This window comes from Sphingorhabdus sp. YGSMI21 (assembly GCF_002776575.1).
GTDB lineage: Bacteria > Pseudomonadota > Alphaproteobacteria > Sphingomonadales > Sphingomonadaceae > Parasphingorhabdus.
The window spans coordinates 2,444,224-2,461,033 of record NZ_CP022548.1 but is presented as its reverse complement, the minus strand read 5'-3'; the positions used below and the strand labels follow the sequence as shown (position 1 = coordinate 2,461,033).

The 16,810-nt window shown below is 60.4% G+C and carries 19 protein-coding genes; 4 read left to right on the top strand and 15 right to left on the bottom strand.

Features of this window, described 5'->3' with window-relative positions; all coding sequences use genetic code 11:
• Positions 1 to 143: 143 nt before the first annotated feature.
• The 3 genes from CHN51_RS11955 to CHN51_RS11945 are packed head-to-tail and all read right to left on the bottom strand — an operon-like array spanning position 144 to position 2,286.
• Complete coding sequence (locus CHN51_RS11955; RefSeq protein ID WP_100094211.1) at positions 144 to 935, bottom strand: Gldg family protein; 792 nt, start codon at positions 933 to 935, stop codon at positions 144 to 146.
• Positions 936 to 1,298 carry a hypothetical protein gene (locus CHN51_RS11950; protein WP_100094210.1) on the bottom strand — a complete coding sequence of 121 codons (363 nt, stop codon included), beginning with the start codon at positions 1,296 to 1,298 and terminating at the stop codon, positions 936 to 938.
• Complete coding sequence (locus CHN51_RS11945; protein ID WP_100094209.1) at positions 1,291 to 2,286, bottom strand: cysteine synthase A; 996 nt, start codon at positions 2,284 to 2,286, stop codon at positions 1,291 to 1,293. The genes CHN51_RS11950 and CHN51_RS11945 overlap by 8 nt, the downstream gene beginning before the upstream one ends.
• A gap of 178 nt (positions 2,287 to 2,464) precedes the next feature.
• Here CHN51_RS11945 and CHN51_RS11940 point away from each other — a divergent pair, with 178 nt between their 5' ends.
• Positions 2,465 to 3,316: a crotonase/enoyl-CoA hydratase family protein gene (locus tag CHN51_RS11940; protein ID WP_100095612.1), complete on the top strand. Its 852-nt coding sequence runs from the start codon at positions 2,465 to 2,467 to the stop codon at positions 3,314 to 3,316.
• Positions 3,317 to 3,337: 21 nt separating this feature from the next.
• On the top strand, positions 3,338 to 4,255 hold the full coding sequence (locus CHN51_RS11935; protein ID WP_100094208.1) for an AEC family transporter: 918 nt from the start codon (positions 3,338 to 3,340) through the stop codon (positions 4,253 to 4,255).
• Between the two features lie 18 nt (positions 4,256 to 4,273).
• On the opposite strand, the gene CHN51_RS11930 is transcribed toward CHN51_RS11935, so the two are convergent.
• The 3 genes from CHN51_RS11930 to CHN51_RS11920 all read right to left on the bottom strand — a co-directional run bounded on the left by CHN51_RS11930 (position 4,274) and on the right by CHN51_RS11920 (position 7,050).
• Complete coding sequence (locus tag CHN51_RS11930; RefSeq protein ID WP_100094207.1) at positions 4,274 to 4,972, bottom strand: glutathione S-transferase family protein; 699 nt, start codon at positions 4,970 to 4,972, stop codon at positions 4,274 to 4,276.
• A gap of 255 nt (positions 4,973 to 5,227) precedes the next feature.
• Entirely contained in the window at positions 5,228 to 6,418 is a 1,191-nt protein-coding gene (purT, locus tag CHN51_RS11925) for a formate-dependent phosphoribosylglycinamide formyltransferase (RefSeq protein WP_100094206.1), read from the bottom strand.
• 167 nt (positions 6,419 to 6,585) lie between these two features.
• Positions 6,586 to 7,050 (bottom strand): VOC family protein, encoded by a 465-nt coding sequence (locus tag CHN51_RS11920; protein WP_100094205.1) that lies wholly within the window; start codon positions 7,048 to 7,050, stop codon positions 6,586 to 6,588.
• A gap of 140 nt (positions 7,051 to 7,190) precedes the next feature.
• Here CHN51_RS11920 and CHN51_RS11915 point away from each other — a divergent pair, with 140 nt between their 5' ends.
• Positions 7,191 to 9,344: a TonB-dependent receptor gene (locus CHN51_RS11915; protein WP_240616714.1), complete on the top strand. Its 2,154-nt coding sequence runs from the start codon at positions 7,191 to 7,193 to the stop codon at positions 9,342 to 9,344.
• An 11-nt stretch (positions 9,345 to 9,355) separates the two neighbouring features.
• The gene (locus tag CHN51_RS11910) at positions 9,356 to 9,481 is read left to right on the top strand and encodes an entericidin A/B family lipoprotein (RefSeq protein ID WP_089131779.1); all 126 of its coding nucleotides are present in this window, start codon (positions 9,356 to 9,358) and stop codon (positions 9,479 to 9,481) included.
• A gap of 112 nt (positions 9,482 to 9,593) precedes the next feature.
• Here the strand turns inward: CHN51_RS11910 and tatC are convergent, their stop codons facing one another.
• The 9 genes from tatC to CHN51_RS11865 all read right to left on the bottom strand — a co-directional run bounded on the left by tatC (position 9,594) and on the right by CHN51_RS11865 (position 16,760).
• Positions 9,594 to 10,373, bottom strand: a complete 780-nt coding sequence (gene tatC, locus CHN51_RS11905; RefSeq protein WP_100094203.1) for a twin-arginine translocase subunit TatC — start codon at positions 10,371 to 10,373, stop codon at positions 9,594 to 9,596.
• Positions 10,370 to 10,738, bottom strand: coding sequence for a Sec-independent protein translocase protein TatB (gene tatB, locus CHN51_RS11900; RefSeq protein WP_100094202.1), 369 nt, complete (start codon positions 10,736 to 10,738; stop codon positions 10,370 to 10,372). The genes tatC and tatB overlap by 4 nt, the downstream gene beginning before the upstream one ends.
• A gap of 34 nt (positions 10,739 to 10,772) precedes the next feature.
• A complete protein-coding gene (locus CHN51_RS11895) occupies positions 10,773 to 11,003 on the bottom strand; it encodes a twin-arginine translocase TatA/TatE family subunit (protein WP_100094201.1) in 231 nt (76 codons plus the stop codon).
• A gap of 25 nt (positions 11,004 to 11,028) precedes the next feature.
• On the bottom strand, positions 11,029 to 11,694 hold the full coding sequence (gene scpB, locus CHN51_RS11890; RefSeq protein ID WP_100095611.1) for an SMC-Scp complex subunit ScpB: 666 nt from the start codon (positions 11,692 to 11,694) through the stop codon (positions 11,029 to 11,031).
• 34 nt (positions 11,695 to 11,728) lie between these two features.
• On the bottom strand, positions 11,729 to 12,514 hold the full coding sequence (locus tag CHN51_RS11885) for a ScpA family protein (RefSeq protein WP_100094200.1): 786 nt from the start codon (positions 12,512 to 12,514) through the stop codon (positions 11,729 to 11,731).
• Entirely contained in the window at positions 12,511 to 13,530 is a 1,020-nt protein-coding gene (gene nagZ, locus CHN51_RS11880) for a beta-N-acetylhexosaminidase (protein WP_100095610.1), read from the bottom strand. Before nagZ ends, CHN51_RS11885 begins: the two co-directional genes overlap by 4 nt.
• Before the next feature lie 112 nt (positions 13,531 to 13,642).
• Complete coding sequence (locus CHN51_RS11875; RefSeq protein ID WP_100094199.1) at positions 13,643 to 14,281, bottom strand: SPOR domain-containing protein; 639 nt, start codon at positions 14,279 to 14,281, stop codon at positions 13,643 to 13,645.
• Between the two features lie 27 nt (positions 14,282 to 14,308).
• Positions 14,309 to 16,033 (bottom strand): arginine--tRNA ligase, encoded by a 1,725-nt coding sequence (gene argS / locus CHN51_RS11870; protein ID WP_100094198.1) that lies wholly within the window; start codon positions 16,031 to 16,033, stop codon positions 14,309 to 14,311.
• 70 nt (positions 16,034 to 16,103) lie between these two features.
• Positions 16,104 to 16,760 (bottom strand): hypothetical protein, encoded by a 657-nt coding sequence (locus tag CHN51_RS11865; protein WP_206170134.1) that lies wholly within the window; start codon positions 16,758 to 16,760, stop codon positions 16,104 to 16,106.
• Positions 16,761 to 16,810: the final 50 nt, after the last annotated feature.

Below are 16,810 nucleotides of genomic sequence, written 5' to 3'. Positions count from 1 at the left end.
GTGAGGCTGGGATAAAAGGGTTTTTTACGGGAATTTATGGGATGCGTCTGTTAACTCACTGTATTTACTTGATTTAAAATTACGCCAATATGACCACCAATCTGGACATCCCTGCCCGCTGTTCCGAAACGCTCTTCCTGTGATTATTTCCGGCGGCCATTGGCAGCGCCATGTTCCTGCACCAGTGCATCTACGAAGCGTACGGCACCGCTTTGCTGCGGCGACTCGCGGGCCGCTTCCGGCCAGAGCCCTGCATCGAGAAAGTCTGCGTCCGCAACGATGGTTGCCCGCCCCTGCCCGACCGAACATCGGATGATGAATGCGGCTGTGCCACCGTCGCAGACGACACCGACCGGCCGGGCTGCCTTTATCGGCTCGATCTTTCCGGCCCCGCGGCTGGCGAAGCGATGGCCGCCGGCGCGGAGATCGACGATTTCGGTACTGTTTCCGGTCGTACCGACAAGCTCCAGACCCCAGTGGCCAAGCAGCGGCGACAACAGGCCGCTCACCAGCGGTCGCTGCGGATCGCCGAGCGGCAGGTGCGATGGCCAGACGAGATCGGGGTCGGTAAAAATAATGACATCGCCCCCTTGCCGGACCCAGGCATCAAGGTCTGTGAGATCCGCCGGATCCATCGCCCGCGGCTGGGCCAGAATGACAATGTCCGGATCTTCCGCCGCCAGATTTTCCAGACTGTCGACTGGCGCTATTTCATATTGCGCCTGCCAATGGCGGTAGATCGGCGCCGGTTCAGAACCGCCGGAGAGGATCGACTCCATAGACGCCCCCTCGCCCCAAATCAGAGGCAGGCTGGTCATGATCTGGATGCTCGGCTTGAACTCTGGCGGATCAGCCGGGGATTCACCGGCGCTGCATTGGGCGAAAAGCAGGAGAGCCAGCAGGGCCGACGGGACCGTCTGCCACGAGCGGGCCAACTAGCGCCGCTCCCGATCCATCGGCGCGTCCAGATTGGGATCGGGCTTCAAGTCCGGTACGGTCTGTCCCGGCAGATTGGCCTGAGGTTTCTGCGCTTCCGGCTTGCCGGTTGCCGGCGCCGGGGTGAGGCCTAGCTCCGCCAGCGGTTCGGCAGGCTTTTCTTCGGACTTGGTGGCGACCGGTGGCGCGATGCCGGTCGCTTCCGCCTGCATTTCCTCGATCACCGTCTGCTCATCACTGGCCCGCTGGATGATGAAATTGGCCACGCTGACCAACAGCAGTACAGCCGCCAGCCCGACGACCCCGACCTGGATGCGCTGCATCGTGTCCTGTCGGCCGGAATTGGGTGGCCTCTTATCCATCACTGTCCAGCCACGGGAATATCGGCAGTCCCTTTTCTTTCAGCCAGGCGGCGTTGTAGAGCGAGGACAGATAGCGGAATCCGGTATCGCACAGGATTGTCGCAACCCGGCTGCCCGGCCCCAGTTCCTTGCCCAGCGCAATCGCGCCGGCCACATTCACGCCCGATGACAGGCCAAGGCACAGTCCCTCTTCCATCAGCAGCCGCTCGACCCAGACCAGCGCTTCCTCGTCGGAAATGCGATATTGCCTGTCCACCGGCGCATCTTCCAGATTGCCGGTGATCCGCCCCTGCCCGATGCCTTCGGCGACACTGCTGCCTTCGGACTTCAGCTCGCCATGGGCATAATATTCGTAGAGCGCCGCACCATGCGGATCGGACAGGGCGATGGTTATATTTTCATCCTTCGCCTTCAGTCCCATGCCGACACCGGCCAACGTGCCGCCGGTTCCAACCGCGCAGGTAAAGCCGTCGACCTTGCCGTCCATCTGTTCCCAAATTTCCTCGGCGGTGGTTTCGATATGGGCGCGGCGATTGGCGACATTGTCAAACTGGTTGGCCCAGACGGCGCCTTCGGTTTCCTCGGCCAGACGACGCGAGGTGTGAACGAAATGGCCGGGGTTCGAATAAGGCGCAGCCGGCACCGTGATAAGCTCGGCGCCCAGGGCGCGCAGCGTATCCATTTTTTCCCGGCTCTGGGTTTCCGGCATCACAATGGTCGATTTATAGCCCTTGGCATTGGCGACGAGCGCGATGCCGATACCGGTATTGCCCGCCGTCCCTTCGACGATGCGTCCACCCGGCTTGAGCAGGCCGCGTTCTTCCGCATCCTGAATGATGAACAGCGCGGCGCGGTCTTTCACCGAGGCGCCGGGATTGGCAAATTCGCACTTGCCGTAAATGTCGCAACCGGCAGCCTCGCTGGGTCCGGAGAGGCGCACGAGCGGCGTATTGCCGATCAGTTCGAGTGTGTTTGGAATGATGCTCATGGATGATACATAGTGCGCGCGATTTCGCGCCGCAAGCTTGAAGCCTTTTCAGGGCCGATAGCATGGCTTTAGTCGGACGCGCGGCTTCTATCCTCCCCCGCAAATTGTTGGTGCGCAGCGGAAGTTTATCATGCTAGGCGAATTGCAACTTCTGACAAAGCATAAGGATAAGAGGATCATGGTCGAGAAAAAATATGAATGTTTCGATGTCGAGATAGCCGACGGCATCGCCCATATCCGGATGAACCGTCCGGAAAAGCTCAACAGCATGAACCGTGCATTCTGGAATGATCTGCCAGAAATTGTCGAGGATATCGATATCAACGCCCGCGCGCGGGTGATCGTCATCAGCTCTACCGGCAAGCATTTTTCTGCCGGCATGGACCTCTCCGTTTTCGCGCCTCAGCCCGACAGCAAGATTGACGGTGCCGACAAGCATGTGCTTGCCGAAATGTTCCGCTCCAACGTCAAGCGCATCCAGCATAGTTTCAACGCTCTGGAAGAAGCCCGCATCCCCGTATTGTTCGCGCTCCACGGCGGCGTGATCGGCGGCGCGATCGACATGATCAGCGCGGGCGATATCCGCTGGTGCAGCAAGGACGCAATTTTCTGCATTCAGGAAACCAATATCGGCATGACCGCCGATGTCGGCACTTTCCCGCGCCTGCAACGCTATATCCCAGAAGGCTGGGTCAAGGAAATGGCCTATACCGGCCGCCGGATTGATGCGGCAAAAGCCAAGGAAATCGGGCTGGTCAACGACGTATTCGAAACCCAGGAAGAATGCCTCGCTTATGTCATGGCAACCGCGAAAGAAATTGCGTCGAAATCGCCGCTGGCGGTGACTGGCTGCAAGGTTCTGATCAACTATGGCCGCGACCACAATACCGCCGACACGCTCGACTATATCGGCGTCTGGAACGCCGGCATGTTCCCGCCATCTCATATCCAGGAAGCTGTCGCTGCGATGGGCGAAAAACGCGAACCGGATTTCCCCGATCTGTTGCCGCTCCGAACCACAGCATTATAGTATCGCGCGCGCTATCCAGCGATGATAAACTTTATCTATGCCCTGATCCCGGTGGTCCTGATCACCGCATTGGGATGGTTGCTGGCGCACAGGAATTTCCTGCCCGCCGAGGGCTGGCGCGCGATCGAGAGACTGGTCTATTTCATCTTTTTCCCGGCGCTGATCATCAATGTGCTGGCCAGCGCCTCTTTCGAAACCGTGCCCTGGGCGATGGTGCTGGCGCTGATCGGTTCGCAAGTGGCGCTTGCTGTGCTGGGGCTGTTCGCCAAGCGGGCCGATGACGGCCCGCGCAAAGGATCGATCATCCAGTCCAATGTCCGCTGGAACACCTTTGTCGGACTGTCCATTGCCAGCGCGCTGTTTGGCGAGCCGGGCCTTGCCCTGATGGCCATCGCGGTCGCCGCCCTGACGCCGACCGCCAATGTCATTTCGGTACTGGCGCTGACCCATTTCGCCCGCGACGACGGAAAGAAAAAACCGCATGTTGTGATGGATATGGTACGCAATCCGCTGATCATCGGCTGCGTGATCGGCATCGCGCTCAACCTGCTGGGTATCGCGCCCTCCGGCATAGCCGAGAAGACGCTCGACATATTGGGTCAGGCGACGCTGGCGCTCGGTCTTCTCGTGGTCGGCGCGGCGGTTGATCTGCGGGCCTTTAGACGGGCGGGACACACGACATTGACATGGTCGGCGGTGCGCCTGCTCGGCTTCCCGCTGGTGGCTCTGGCCGCCGGACTGTTGCTCGATCTCGCGCCGGACAGCCTGGCGATCATCATGATCGCGGCCGCCACGCCGACCGCAAGCAGCGGCTATATATTGGCACGGCAACTCGGCGGCGACGCCACCTTGTCGGCCAATCTGGTCGCCGTGCAAACGGTCTTCTCGGTGCTGTCCATGCCGGCGATCTACGCGCTCTATCTGCTGACCCAGTCCTGAAAAACCCACCTTACCGCGTTAGCTCAGGTCGAATTTCTCCGGCACCAGCTTCGCGATGATTTTGTCGCAGCCCGCGTTGTTGCGCTGGAAACAGTCATGCGCGCGCATCGCCTGATAATGCGCCACCAAAGCCGGCCAGCGGGAATTGTCGGGCAGACCGGCGAGCATATCGGTCTGGGCGATCTGTGCGGCGACCGCGATATCGGCGATCGTGATACTATCGCCGATAAAATGGGAGCGGCCGTCGAGCTGCGCTTCGAGATAGTCATAAAGCGGCGGCAATTTTTCATTCCAGGTCTTGCGCGCGGTTTCGATATCCGGCTCCTTGCGCTGGAACAGATTGAAAATGATCGGCCGGAACACACCCATGCCACCAGCCATCGCCATGCCGGTATCGGCATATTCCTCGAGCCACAGCGCCCTACCATAGTCGAAGGCGTCGGCAGGATAGACCGAAGGATCGGGCTGCCGTTTCTCCAGATAGCCACAAATCGCCGAACTGTCGGTGATCGTCCCGGCGGGCCCGTCTTCGGCAATATCCCGGTCGCGCAATGACGGAATGCGGCCAAGCGGGCTGATTGCCTTGTACCAGTCCGGCATGCCCATGACATTGACGTCCTCGCAATCATAGTCGAGCCCCTTGAGCGCCATCACCGCCTCCACCTTGCGCTGGAACGGGGAAAGCGGCGAGCCGTAGAGGACGAGGGATGCGGTCATGGGTGTGTGTCTCCTGATGTTTGGAAGTTCTTTGCCGGATTGATCGGAGAATGGAAAGTCCTGATCTTTCTCCCGTGAGGGAGAAGGATGCGGAGACTTGGCAGCTTGCTGCCTAGACGTAGCTGGATGAGGGTGTTCTGTAATCCGAAGCGCAGTACGCCCTCATCCAACGCCGCCTAGCTTCGTTCCTCAGCAAGGCTTTGTATCCTTCTCCCGCACGGGAGAAGGCGAATAGCGGCGCACGTCGTTGTTGATTCAGGAATAATCGATTTCCACCGCATCCGCCGCGCGCTTCGCCAGCGCCCTCGCCGCGTCCGTATCCGCTCCAGTGGCCAAGGCCACGCCCATCCGCCGATAGGGCCGCGTAACCGGCTTGCCGAATATCCTGACGTCCGTCTCCGCGCCTTCGCTGCCCAGCGCCAGAGCTTCCGCCACACCGGTAAATTCAAACTGTTCGCTATCACGATCCGCAAGGATAACCGCGCTGGCGCTGGCGGGTGCAGTCAGCGCGATATGCGGGACCGGGAGCCCCATGATGGCGCGGGCGTGGAGGTCGAACTCGCTGAGATTCTGGCCGATCGAGGTGACCATACCGGTATCGTGCGGCCGCGGGCTGAGTTCGGAGAAGATGACTTCGCCCTGTTTGGTGACGAAAAACTCAACCCCGAACAGACCCCAACCCTTGCCGTCGCCGCCGAGATTCTCGACGACCTTGCGCGCCATCTCCTGAGCCGAAGCGAGCGCCGCGTCGGTCATAGCCGCCGGCTGCCAGCTTTCCTGATAATCGCCGCGCTCCTGCCTATGGCCGATCGGCGGGCAGAACAGCACGCCGTCGCGGGTGCGGACGGTCAGCAGGGTGATCTCGTAATCGAAGTCAATGAATTGCTCGACAATCACCCGCGCCCGGTCGCCCCGCATATTGGCGACGGCATAGTCCCACGCTGCTTCCAGCTTGTCGGCGCTGTCGACCTTGCTCTGCCCCTTGCCGGAGGAGGACATCACCGGCTTGATCACCAGCGGCAGGCCGATATCCTCCGCCGCGCTGGCGACTTCGGCGAAGCATTCGGCATAATGGTAGCGCGAGGTGGTCAGGCCCAGTTCCTTGGCCGCAACATCGCGAATGGCATCGCGGTTCATTGTCAGTTGGGTGGCGCGGGCGGATGGCACGACATGAAAACCCTCGGCCTCCATATCGGCAAGGATTTCGGTGCGAATGGCTTCTACCTCGGGCACGATCAGATCCGGATGGTGCTTTTCAATCGCTGCGCGCAGCTTCTCGCCGTCGAGCATCGAGAATATCTCGCGGGCGTCTGCCACCTGCATGGCGGGAGCATCATCATAGGCATCGCAGGCAATGACATAGGCGCCAAGCCGCTTGGCCGAGATGGTAAATTCGCGGCCGAGTTCGCCCGAGCCGAGGAGGAGGATTTTTTTGCTGTAAGTCATCGGGTGACTATGTTGGGATAGGCTGAAGGGTGCAAGCCACAATATTTCCTCCCCGAAGCGAAGCTTTGGGGAGAGGGACCGCGCGCAGCGTGGTGGAGGGGCCCCTCCGTCAGCCGTTCCGGCTGCCACCTCCCCATTGCTGCGCAACGGGGAGAAAATATGATTGCTTATCCCCCCTCGCCCGCCATCATCTTTTCCATCCGGTGGCCCATTTCCTCTTCCGAGACATCCTCGACATGAGTCGACAAGGTCCATTCATGCCCGAACGGATCTTTCACCCAGCCAGACCGGTCCCCGTAAAATTGGTCCTCCACCGGACGGACGATCTCCGCTCCGGCAGCGACCGCTTTGGCAAAAGCAGCATCAACATCCGGCACATAGATCATCAGGCTGGCCGTCGCGCCGCCGCGCTTGGTCGGGCCGAGCTTGTCCATTTCGGGAAATTCGTCCGACAGCATCACATGGCTGTCGCCGATCAGCAGATCAGCATGGCCGATCTTGTCGCCCATCGGCAGGCGCATATGCTCCGTCGCACCAAAGGCCTTGGCGTAAAATTCGATCGCCGCCTCGGCATCATCCACCGTGATATAGGGGGTCACACTGTGATAGCCCTCTTCCTTCCACTGCGCCATGTTCGCTCTCCTCTCCTGTGAAGCGCCGCTTATAGCAAATTTCGCTCGCCTTGCCGACTCCCTCAAAATAGTATTTGATATATTATATCATATCACCTATCTAATCGCCGACCCCAACCCCCGTCATAAAAGAGATGAATGTGTCACACAGAAAATTCCTGATTTCCGCTGCAATTCTGGCCCTGCCCGCGACCCCCGCCCTCGCCCAGCAAGAAAATGGCGCACAGCAGCGCACCAGCGGCCTGTCCGACGACTTTCACGATGACGATATGATCATTGTCACCGCCCCCTATGTCGACCAGCTCGACCTGCTGGCCGGAACATCGGCCCTGTCCGGCGACGAACTGGCGGAAGATCTGCGCGGCCAGATTGGCGACAGCCTGACCAGCCTGCCCGGCGTGTCTTCCACATCCTTCTCCCCCGGTTCATCGCGCCCTGTCCTGCGCGGCTTTCAGGGGCCACGGGTCCGGGTATTGACCGACGGCATCGGCTCGCTCGATGCTTCCAACACCTCGGTGGATCACGCGGTGACGATTGATCCCCTGACCGCGCAGCGAGTCGAGATATTGCGCGGCCCAGCGGTCCTGCTGTTCGGTGGCGACGCGATCGGCGGGGCGGTGAATGTCATCGACAAGCGCATCCCCCGCGATATTCCCGATGATGCCATTCATCTCGACGCGATTGGCGGCTATGGCAGCGCGGCTGACGACTGGAGCCTCGCCGGATCGGTGGACGTCCCGCTGACCCCCAAATTGGTGATCCATGCAGACGGCAGCTACCGCGATACGGGTGATGTCCGGGTGCCGGGCTATGTCCTGTCACCGGATCTGCGCGCCGATTTGCTGGCAGATGCGGCAGAGGAAACCGAGGAAGGTCATCTTGACGAGGCAGAAGAACTGACCGAGGCCGCCAACCAGTCCGGCCGCGTGGCCAATACCGCAAGCCGCACCCAGACGGCCGGCGCGGGCATTGCCTTCATCGACGACGGCGGCAATCTGGGTTTTTCGGTCAGCTATTATGACACGGATTATGGTGTCCCCTCGCGGCCCGGCACCGGCCATGCGCATGGCGAGGAAGAGGAAGGCGAGGATCACGAGGAGGAAGAAGGCCATGAGGAAGAAGGTCCGGTCACCATCGGCCTTGAACAGATTCGCGTTGATTTGCGCGGCGGCGTGAATATCGGCGGCTTTTTCGAGGCGTTGAACTTCCGCGCCGGCTATTCGGACTATGAACATACCGAATTTGAAGGCGACGAAGTCGGCACGGTCTTCTCCGTCTCCGGCATCGAGGCGCGCGCCGAGCTGGTTCAGGCCGACCATGACGGCTGGCGCGGGGTGATCGGCACCCAGGTTCTGGCGCGCGATTTCAACGCGATCGGTGCCGAAGCCTTTGTCCCCAAGAACAGCATCGAAAGCTGGGCCTTTTTCACCGTCCAGGAAGCCGATCTCGGCGATATCGAGCTGGAAGGGGCGTTGCGCTTCGACCAGACCACGGTGACCGCCAACAGCATCAATTTCGACCTCAGTTTCAACACGGTTTCCGGTGCGGTGGGCCTGGCCTATGCGCCGGACGATGCAGCGTTCAAGATAGGCGCGAATATTTCCCGCTCCGAACGGGCGCCATCGGCGGAAGAGCTGCTTTCCGACGGCCCCCATATTGCCACACAAGCCTATGAAATCGGCAACCCCGATTTCACGACGGAGAAAAGCTGGGGCGGCGAGCTCTACGCCCGCTGGGACAGTGACAATGTCCAGCTCAGCGCCACCGTCTACACCAATTTCTTCAAGGACTATATTTTCGAGGCGGAAACCGCTGCGGAAGAAGACGGATTGCCGGTGTTCCAATATTTCCAGCGTGACGCGACCTATTATGGCTTCGAGGCCTCGGCATCGGCCGTCATTGCCCATGTCGGCGGTTTCGACCTGATCGCCGACGGCGTGGCAGACTATGTCCGCGCCAAGATCGACAATGGCGGCGGCGCGGTACCGCGTATCCCGCCGCTGCGTCTGCTCGGCGGGATCAAGGCGCATAGCGACAATCTCGACCTGCGCGCCGAAGTCGAATGGTCCGACAGCCAGAAAAAAGTCACCGCTTTCGAGACGCCGACCGACGGCTTTACCATGGTCAACGCCACCGCGGCCTGGCGGCCGTTCGGCAAGGATGGCGGCGTAACGCTGCTCGCATCGGCCAACAATATCTTCGACGTCCAAGCCCGTCGTCATGCCTCGTTCACTAAAGACTATGTACCTCTGTCCGGTCGTGATATTCGCGTCAGTGCAAAGTTCAGTTTTTAGGATGTTTAGACATGCAGAAAATTACCGCAGCAATCTTGATCTCTACCATGGTTCTTCTCAGCGCCTGCGCCACCGTTAAAGGTGTCGGCAGGGATATCGAGTCGGTTGGCGAAGCCGGTCAGGACGCGATTGACTGATTAATTTTAGCCCAGGGCTTGTCGAACGGCGCCTCTCGAACGGGAGGCGTGGTTTGGCAAGCCTATCACTAGCGGCACAGACCAGCACCGTACCAATATTGCCGGTTCAGCTTTACGCTGCGGGCGTGATCTCTTTCTTCTTCCGCTCGGTGATCCACATGATGAGCAGCGAGATCTCGTAGAGCAGGATCAGCGGGATGCCGAGCATCAGCTGCGAGACCACATCCGGTGGCGTCAGGATGGCCGCCAGGGCGAATGCTCCGACGATCATATAGCGCCTTATGCCCTGCAGCTGCTGACGGCTGACAATACCGGCCCGGTTAAGCAGTAAAAGCAGCACCGGCAGCTGGAAACAGACGCCGAAGGCCAATATGAACTGCATCACCAGCGACAGATAGTCGCCCATCGCCGGCAGGGCCTCCTGCTGCAGGCCGCCAACCGATCCCTCGAACCCGAGAAAGAAGCGGAAGGCCGTTGGCATGACAATGAAATAGGCCAGCGATGCGCCGGCGATGAACAATAGCGGCGTGGCGACAAGAAAGGGCAGGAACGCTTTTTTCTCGTTGGCGTAAAGGCCGGGCGCTACAAAGGCCCAGAGCTGGTTGGAGATGATCGGAAAGGCCAGAAAGAATGCCGCGAACATCGCCACCTTGATCTCGACGAAAAAGGCTTCGTAGAGCTTGGTGTAAATGATCTTGCCTTCACCAGCGGGAAAGGCATCGGTCAGTGGCTGCACCAATATCCCGAAAATCTCGTCGGCGAAAAATATGCTCACCAGAAAAGCGACGGTCAGCGCCGCCACCGACCAGAGCAGCCGCTGGCGCAGCTCGATCAAATGCTCGATCAGCGGCGCCTTGCTTTCGTCGAGATCCGGCTGGCTGTGATCGTTCACGGCTTGGGATCGCCTGCGGGCGGAAAGTCCGTCCGGTTATCTGAGGGATCGGACGGGTCAGACGCGTCCGCCGGCGGTGTGTCCAGCGGCTCCATTTTCGCCTCGCTTGCCCCGCTGTCGTCGGGAAGCGCCGGATGCTCGCGCATGATCCGCTCGTTCTCGGTCGCCCATTTCTTTTCCATTTCCTGCAACTCGGCCTCGCGGACCATGGCGTCGAGGCCGGCCCGGAAATTGGCCATTATGCCGCGGCCCTTGGCCATCCATTTGCCCGCCGTCGCCAGTGCGCGCGGCAGTTCCTTGGGACCGATGACAACAACGGCAATGATCGCGATGATCGCGATCTCGGATATGGAAAGGTCAAACATATATCATGCGGCCCTCGATCCAGAGGCCGGCAATTCAACCAGCCGTCTTGTCGGCGGTTTTGCTGGTCTCGGCCGATGTATCGGCGCTCTTGTTGTCAATCTTGGGGGCAGGATTCGCGGCATTGGCCTCTTCCTCGGTAATGCCCTTCTTGAACGAGCGAATGCCCTTGCCGACATCACCCATCATCTCAGAAATCCGGCCACGGCCGAACAATATCAGAACCAGCGCCGCTACAATTAAAATCTGCCAAACACTCGGTTGCATGCGATTTTCTCCTTATGCGCCCTATTTAAGCGCTTTCGGTTTCGTTTTCCAGCAAAACACCATCATCATCTTCATTCTCTCGCTCAGCGGATTCTGCCTGCTCCCGCTCGGCTTCGACCTCGGCTTCCGCTTCCAGCTCCATCTGCTCCAGCGCCATATCGACAGGGTCCAGCAAACCGGCGGCCTTGAGGTCTTCGATACCGGGCAGATCGCGGCGACTTTGCAGACCGAAATGAGTCAGAAATTCGGCGGTGGTCGCATAGATCAGCGGCCGGCCCGGCACTTCGCGGCGCCCCGCCGGACGCACCCATCCCGCTTCCATCAGCACATCGAGCGTTCCCTTGGCGACCTGCACGCCCCTGATGGCTTCAATTTCTGCCCGGCTGACCGGCTCGTGATAGGCAATGATGGCCAGCGTTTCCATGCCGGCGCGGCTGAGCTTGCGCATTTCCGCCCGTTCCCGCCGCAGAAGATGCGAGAGATCCTGCGCGGTCTGGAAATGCCAGCGGTCGCCGGTCCTGACCAGCACGATGCCGCGATCCCGGAAATCCTCCTGCAGATCGGCCAATATCCGGCGTATATCGAGCTCTTCGCCGACATAGGCCCTGATATCGGCGATTGTCATCGGCTTTTCCGACGCAAATAGCGTCGCCTCGACCGCACGCTTGCCGATATCCAGGGAGTCGGGCATCGGGTCGATCAGGCTGGTATCTTCGATGTCATGTTCACCCATGGGTCGTCGCCTTTATCCTGAGCGGTGAAAAACTTTCTTCCTGCTGCAATTCCAGCTTTCCCTGCCGGGCCAGTTCGAGCGTTGCCAGAAAACTGGACGCCAGCGCAGATTTGCGCAGCTCGGGCGGCGCGCCGGGCGGCAGGAAATGCCTTATATCCATCCAGTCGATCGCTTCGCCGAGCATCATCGAAACCCGGGCCAGCGCATCCTCCAGCGTCATCACCATCCGCTGACGCACGATATGGATGGCCGGTGCGCTGCGGACCTTCACGCGGGAATAAGCGGAAATAAGGTCATAATATTCCGCCTGCCATTGCCGTTCCTTCACGACGCGCAGCCCCTCCGGCGCGCCGCGCATGAAGACGTCGCGGCCGATCCGGTCCCGTGCCAGCAAGCGAGCGCCCGATTCCCGCATTGCGTTCAGCCGTTCCAGCCGCATTTGCAGACGCAGGGCCAGTTCTTCCGGCGACGGTTCGATCTCCGGATCGCGCGGCAGCAGCAGACCCGACTTCAAATAGGTCAGCCAGGCGGCCATCACCAGATAGTCGGCCGCCAGTTCCAGCCGCAGCGTCTGCGCGCTGGCGATATATTTCAGATATTCCTGCACAAGCTCGAGAATCGAGATCTCCCGCAGATCGACCTTCTGGTTACGGGCCAAAGCGAGCAGCAGATCGAGGGGCCCTTCCCAGCCGTCGATGTTGAGGGTCAGCGCACCCTCTTCGGATGCCGCCGGATCGGCCGGGAAGAAGAAACCCTCGTTTTCGGCTTCCTCGCTCATGCGACCGCCGCCATCAGCCCGTCGCGGCGGGCGAGCAGGCTGGCCAGTTCCTCTTCCGCCTCCGCAACACTCACGCCTGCAATCGTCGCCATGGCATCATCCAACCGTTGCTGTGTCTTTTCCGACATCGGTGCCAGACGTTCGGCGATACCGGTCATATCGTCCATCTTCGCCCAGCAATTGAGCGCAATATCGCAACCGGCAGCCTGCGCCCGCTCGGCCCGCTCCGGAACGGTACCCGACAAGGCCTCCATATCCAGATCATCGGTGAACAGCAGGCCGTCGAAGCCGATGCGGTCACGAATGATGTCCTGAACGACGGTTTTGGACAGGGTTGACGGCGTCTCCGCATCCCAGGCGGTGAACAGCAAATGGCCGGTCATGCCCATCGGCGCCTTGCTGAGCGTCCGGAACGGGGCGATATCCAGCTCCAGTTCCGCATCGCTGGCGGTCACCGTCGGCAAGGCCTTGTGCGTGTCGACGCTGGTCCGGCCATGGCCCGGCAGATGCTTGACCACGCCAACCACGCCGCCGCGCTGCAGCCCGTCGAGGATCGCGCGCCCCAGAGCGGCTACGCGCAGCGGTTCGCTACCCAGCGCACGATCGCCGATGACATTGTCGGCGTCGGGCTGGCGGACATCGAGCAACGGATGGCAATCGACGGTGATCCCGACCTCGTTCAGCGTGACGGCAATTGCCTGCGCATTGAGCCGCGCCGCCTCGATCGCGGTGGCGGGGGCGATGTCATAGAGTTTGTCGAATATTTCCCCGGCCGGGAATTTGGGCCATAGCGGGGGCTGCATTCGCGCAACGCGGCCACCTTCCTGATCGATCAGGATCGCTACATCGTCGCGGCCATGAAGAGCGCGCAATTCGTCGGTCAGCGTCCTGAGCTGCGCCTTGCTGTCGATATTGCGACCAAAAATGATATAACCGGCGGGATCGCTGTCGCGAAAAAAAGCCTTCTCGTCGGCAGTCAGGCGCAGGCCTGCAATTCCAAAAACCGCCGGTGTCATAGCCATGATGAACTCTTTTCACGCAACATGTCTTATACTCGCGCCGTTTTGCAGCCGGGTAAAGGCGAAAGCGCCGTTATCCACAGCGCTTCAACCATCAATTGCCTGAAAACTAGCGAACGACGAGGCAGCTTTCACCTGCGGCTTTCAGATTGTTGCAGATTTCCTGCGCCGCGTCGCCGCTGGGTGCGACCGCGTTCAACCGGTAAATCGTACCGCCATCCAGCTTGCCGGGGATGATCTTCTTCGGCAGCGAACCGATCGATTCAAACCGGCGGGCATAGCCGGACCAGCTGCTGTCGGCGAGGCTGGCCGAACTGAAGGCACCCAGCTGGATCAGAGCGCTTCCCGCGGCATCGGCTGCCGGTTCGGCGTCGGATTTGCGGATCGGCGCTTCCTTGGCGACCGGATCACCCAGCTGCGCGGGTGTTTCCTGGCCTTCGCTGGCGGCGAAGCTGGCATCGCCCTCACCTTCGAATTTCCGGGCCTGCGGATCGTCGGGACGGACCTTGTAATCGCCTTCCTGCGCCGCGATCAGTTCGCCGCTGCCGTCGAGCCCACCGCCATCACGGTTCTGCAACCAGTAGATGCCGCCGACAATCGCGGCCAGCAAAAGCAGGCCGAATCCGACGAACAAGGCCACCCGGACCGGGGAATATTCCCCGTCGTCATCATAATCTTCGGCCGATTCCAGCCAGGGCAGACGATCATCATCGTCGAGATCAAGATTGTCGCGGGTGGTATCTGACATGTTATGCTCCGTTAGCCATGCGGCCGATTACATCGATTCTGCGGCCTCTACACCCATCAATGCAAGACCGTTCTTCACAGTCTGCCCTATATTCTTGGCTAAGAAAAGCCTCGCCGATGTCGTTTCCGGGTCGTTAACCATTATGATCCGCTTGTCAGGCCGGTCATTGCCGAGATTATAATAGCCGTGAAAAGCCGCTGCCAGATCATTCAGATAGAATGCGACTCGATGGGGCTCCCGCGATGCCGCGGCCGATTCGATGATCCGGGGGAATTGCGCCGCCATTTTGATGAGGTCCATTTCCTCCTCGCCTAGACGATCCAGATGATCGGCCGAAGGGGTTACGCCGTCTTCCGCCGCCTTGCGCAGCATCGACTGGATCCGGGCATGGGCATATTGCACATAGAAGACCGGATTGTCGCGAGAGGCTTCCATCACCTTGGCAAAATCGAAGTCCATCTGCGCGTCGGCCTTGCGGGTCAGCATGGTGAAACGCACGGCGTCCTTGCCGACTTCCTCGACCATGTCGGCGATGGTGACAAAATTGCCCGAGCGTTTGGACATTTTCTCAGGCTCGCCGTTGCGCAGCAGGCGCACCATTTGCACCAGCTTCACGTCGAATTTGGTCTTGCCACCGGTCAGCGCCGCGACCGCGGCCTTGATCCGCTTGACCGTACCGCTGTGATCGGCGCCCCAGATATCGATCAGTTCGTCGGCCGATTGCGCTTTCTGGAAATGATAGGCGAGATCGCCGCCAAAATAGGTCCAGCGGCCGTTGGATTTCTTGATCGGGCGGTCCTGGTCATCGCCAAATTGCGTTGAACGGAACAGCGGCAGCTCGACCGCTTCCCAGTCCTCGATCACCTTGCCCTTGGGCTGTTCCAGCTCCCCGTCGTAGACGAGATCGCGGGAGCGCAGCTCGGCCTCGGCGGCGTCCGCCTTGCCCGCTTCGTGCAATTCTGCCTCGGAGGAGAAAACATCGTGGCGGATGCCGAGCATGGCCAGATCGGAACGGATCATGTCCATCATCTTGGCGACCGCGGCCTTGCGGAAGGTCAGCAGCCAGTCGGCTTCCGCCGCATCCTTGTATTTGTCGCCAAATTCTGCGGCCAGGGCTTCGCCAACCGGTTTCAGATAGTCGCCCGGGTAGAGGCCTTCGGGTATCGTGCCGATATCCTCGCCCAGCGCCTCGAGATAACGCAGATGCGCCGAGCGGGCGAGCGTGTCGACCTGCGATCCGGCATCATTGACATAATATTCGCGGATCACCTTGTTACCGACCGCCTCGAGCAGATCAGCCAGCGCGTCGCCGACCACCGCACCACGGCAATGGCCCATGTGCATCGGTCCGGTCGGGTTGGCCGAGACATATTCGATATTGACGGTCACACCCTTGCCCTTGTCGGAGCGGCCATATTCTGCGCCCAGCTGCTCGATTTCGAGCAATTCGCCGAGCAATACGGGCGCTGCAACCCGCAGGTTGATAAATCCGGGACCGGCGATATCGACTGACTGCACGTCATCAAGCCCACCCAGCTTTTCCGCAATTTTTTCCGCCAGATCGCGCGGCTTCATGCCCGCCGCCTTGGACAGGACCATCGCCGCGTTGGTCGACAGGTCACCGTGCGACGGATCGCGCGGCGGCTCCAGCGTGACATTCGACCGGTCGACCCCGGCCGGAAGCACGCCCGCTTCGGTCAGTTTATCCAATATCGCATCAATATGCTTTTGAAAAATGTGGAACAGCATGATTGGTTCAGTTCGTCATAGGAAAAGGGGCCCGACAGAATCAGGCGCGGTTGCTTGTCATTTCAGGCGACCCTTATCGGGTTGCGTTATATTGTAGCTGGGCCTGGCTCAGTTGAAAACCGACAAGCAGCTCGAACGAGGACCGCGCAACCGCAGCCTTGATCGTCGGATCGGCGAGCGGATCGAGCGCTGCATCGGGATCACCGGCCTTGCGGCGGCGGGTCAGGCGTTCGATCACCTCGTCCGGCAAGCGTGCGGCGGAAGCATCGACATAGGAACCGGCCTTGGCCGAGGCTGTCGCCCGATAGGCGCCATCGGCAAATTGCAGGGTCACATTGCCGATCCGTTTGGCGACCACGGCGGTGCCGCCCTGGACGACCGTCGAGAAATAGGGAATGGTAACCGTACGGGCGCCGGCCGGATTGGTCCGCGACGCGTGGACATCAAAGGCCGCCTCGCTGTAAATCCGGGCGCTTTCGCTGTTACAGGTCGAGCGGACATTGGTGATATAGGCGACCACGTCGATGGCGCTGGCATCGGTGCTGCTGGCCGGGTTGAAGATGGTGATATCGCCGGTGTGATCGGGCACCGCAACCGCCGGACAACCGCTGCGGATGACCGAAATACCGACGCCGGAACTCAGGTCGATGGCGCCTTCCCGCGCACATCCGGTGACGGCGAGAACCGCGATCCCTGCCAAAACCATTTTTTTCAACCGGCCATTCGCCATCATTTTCAATCCTTGCCTTTGATCACGGGCTACACACATAGGTTCCATGC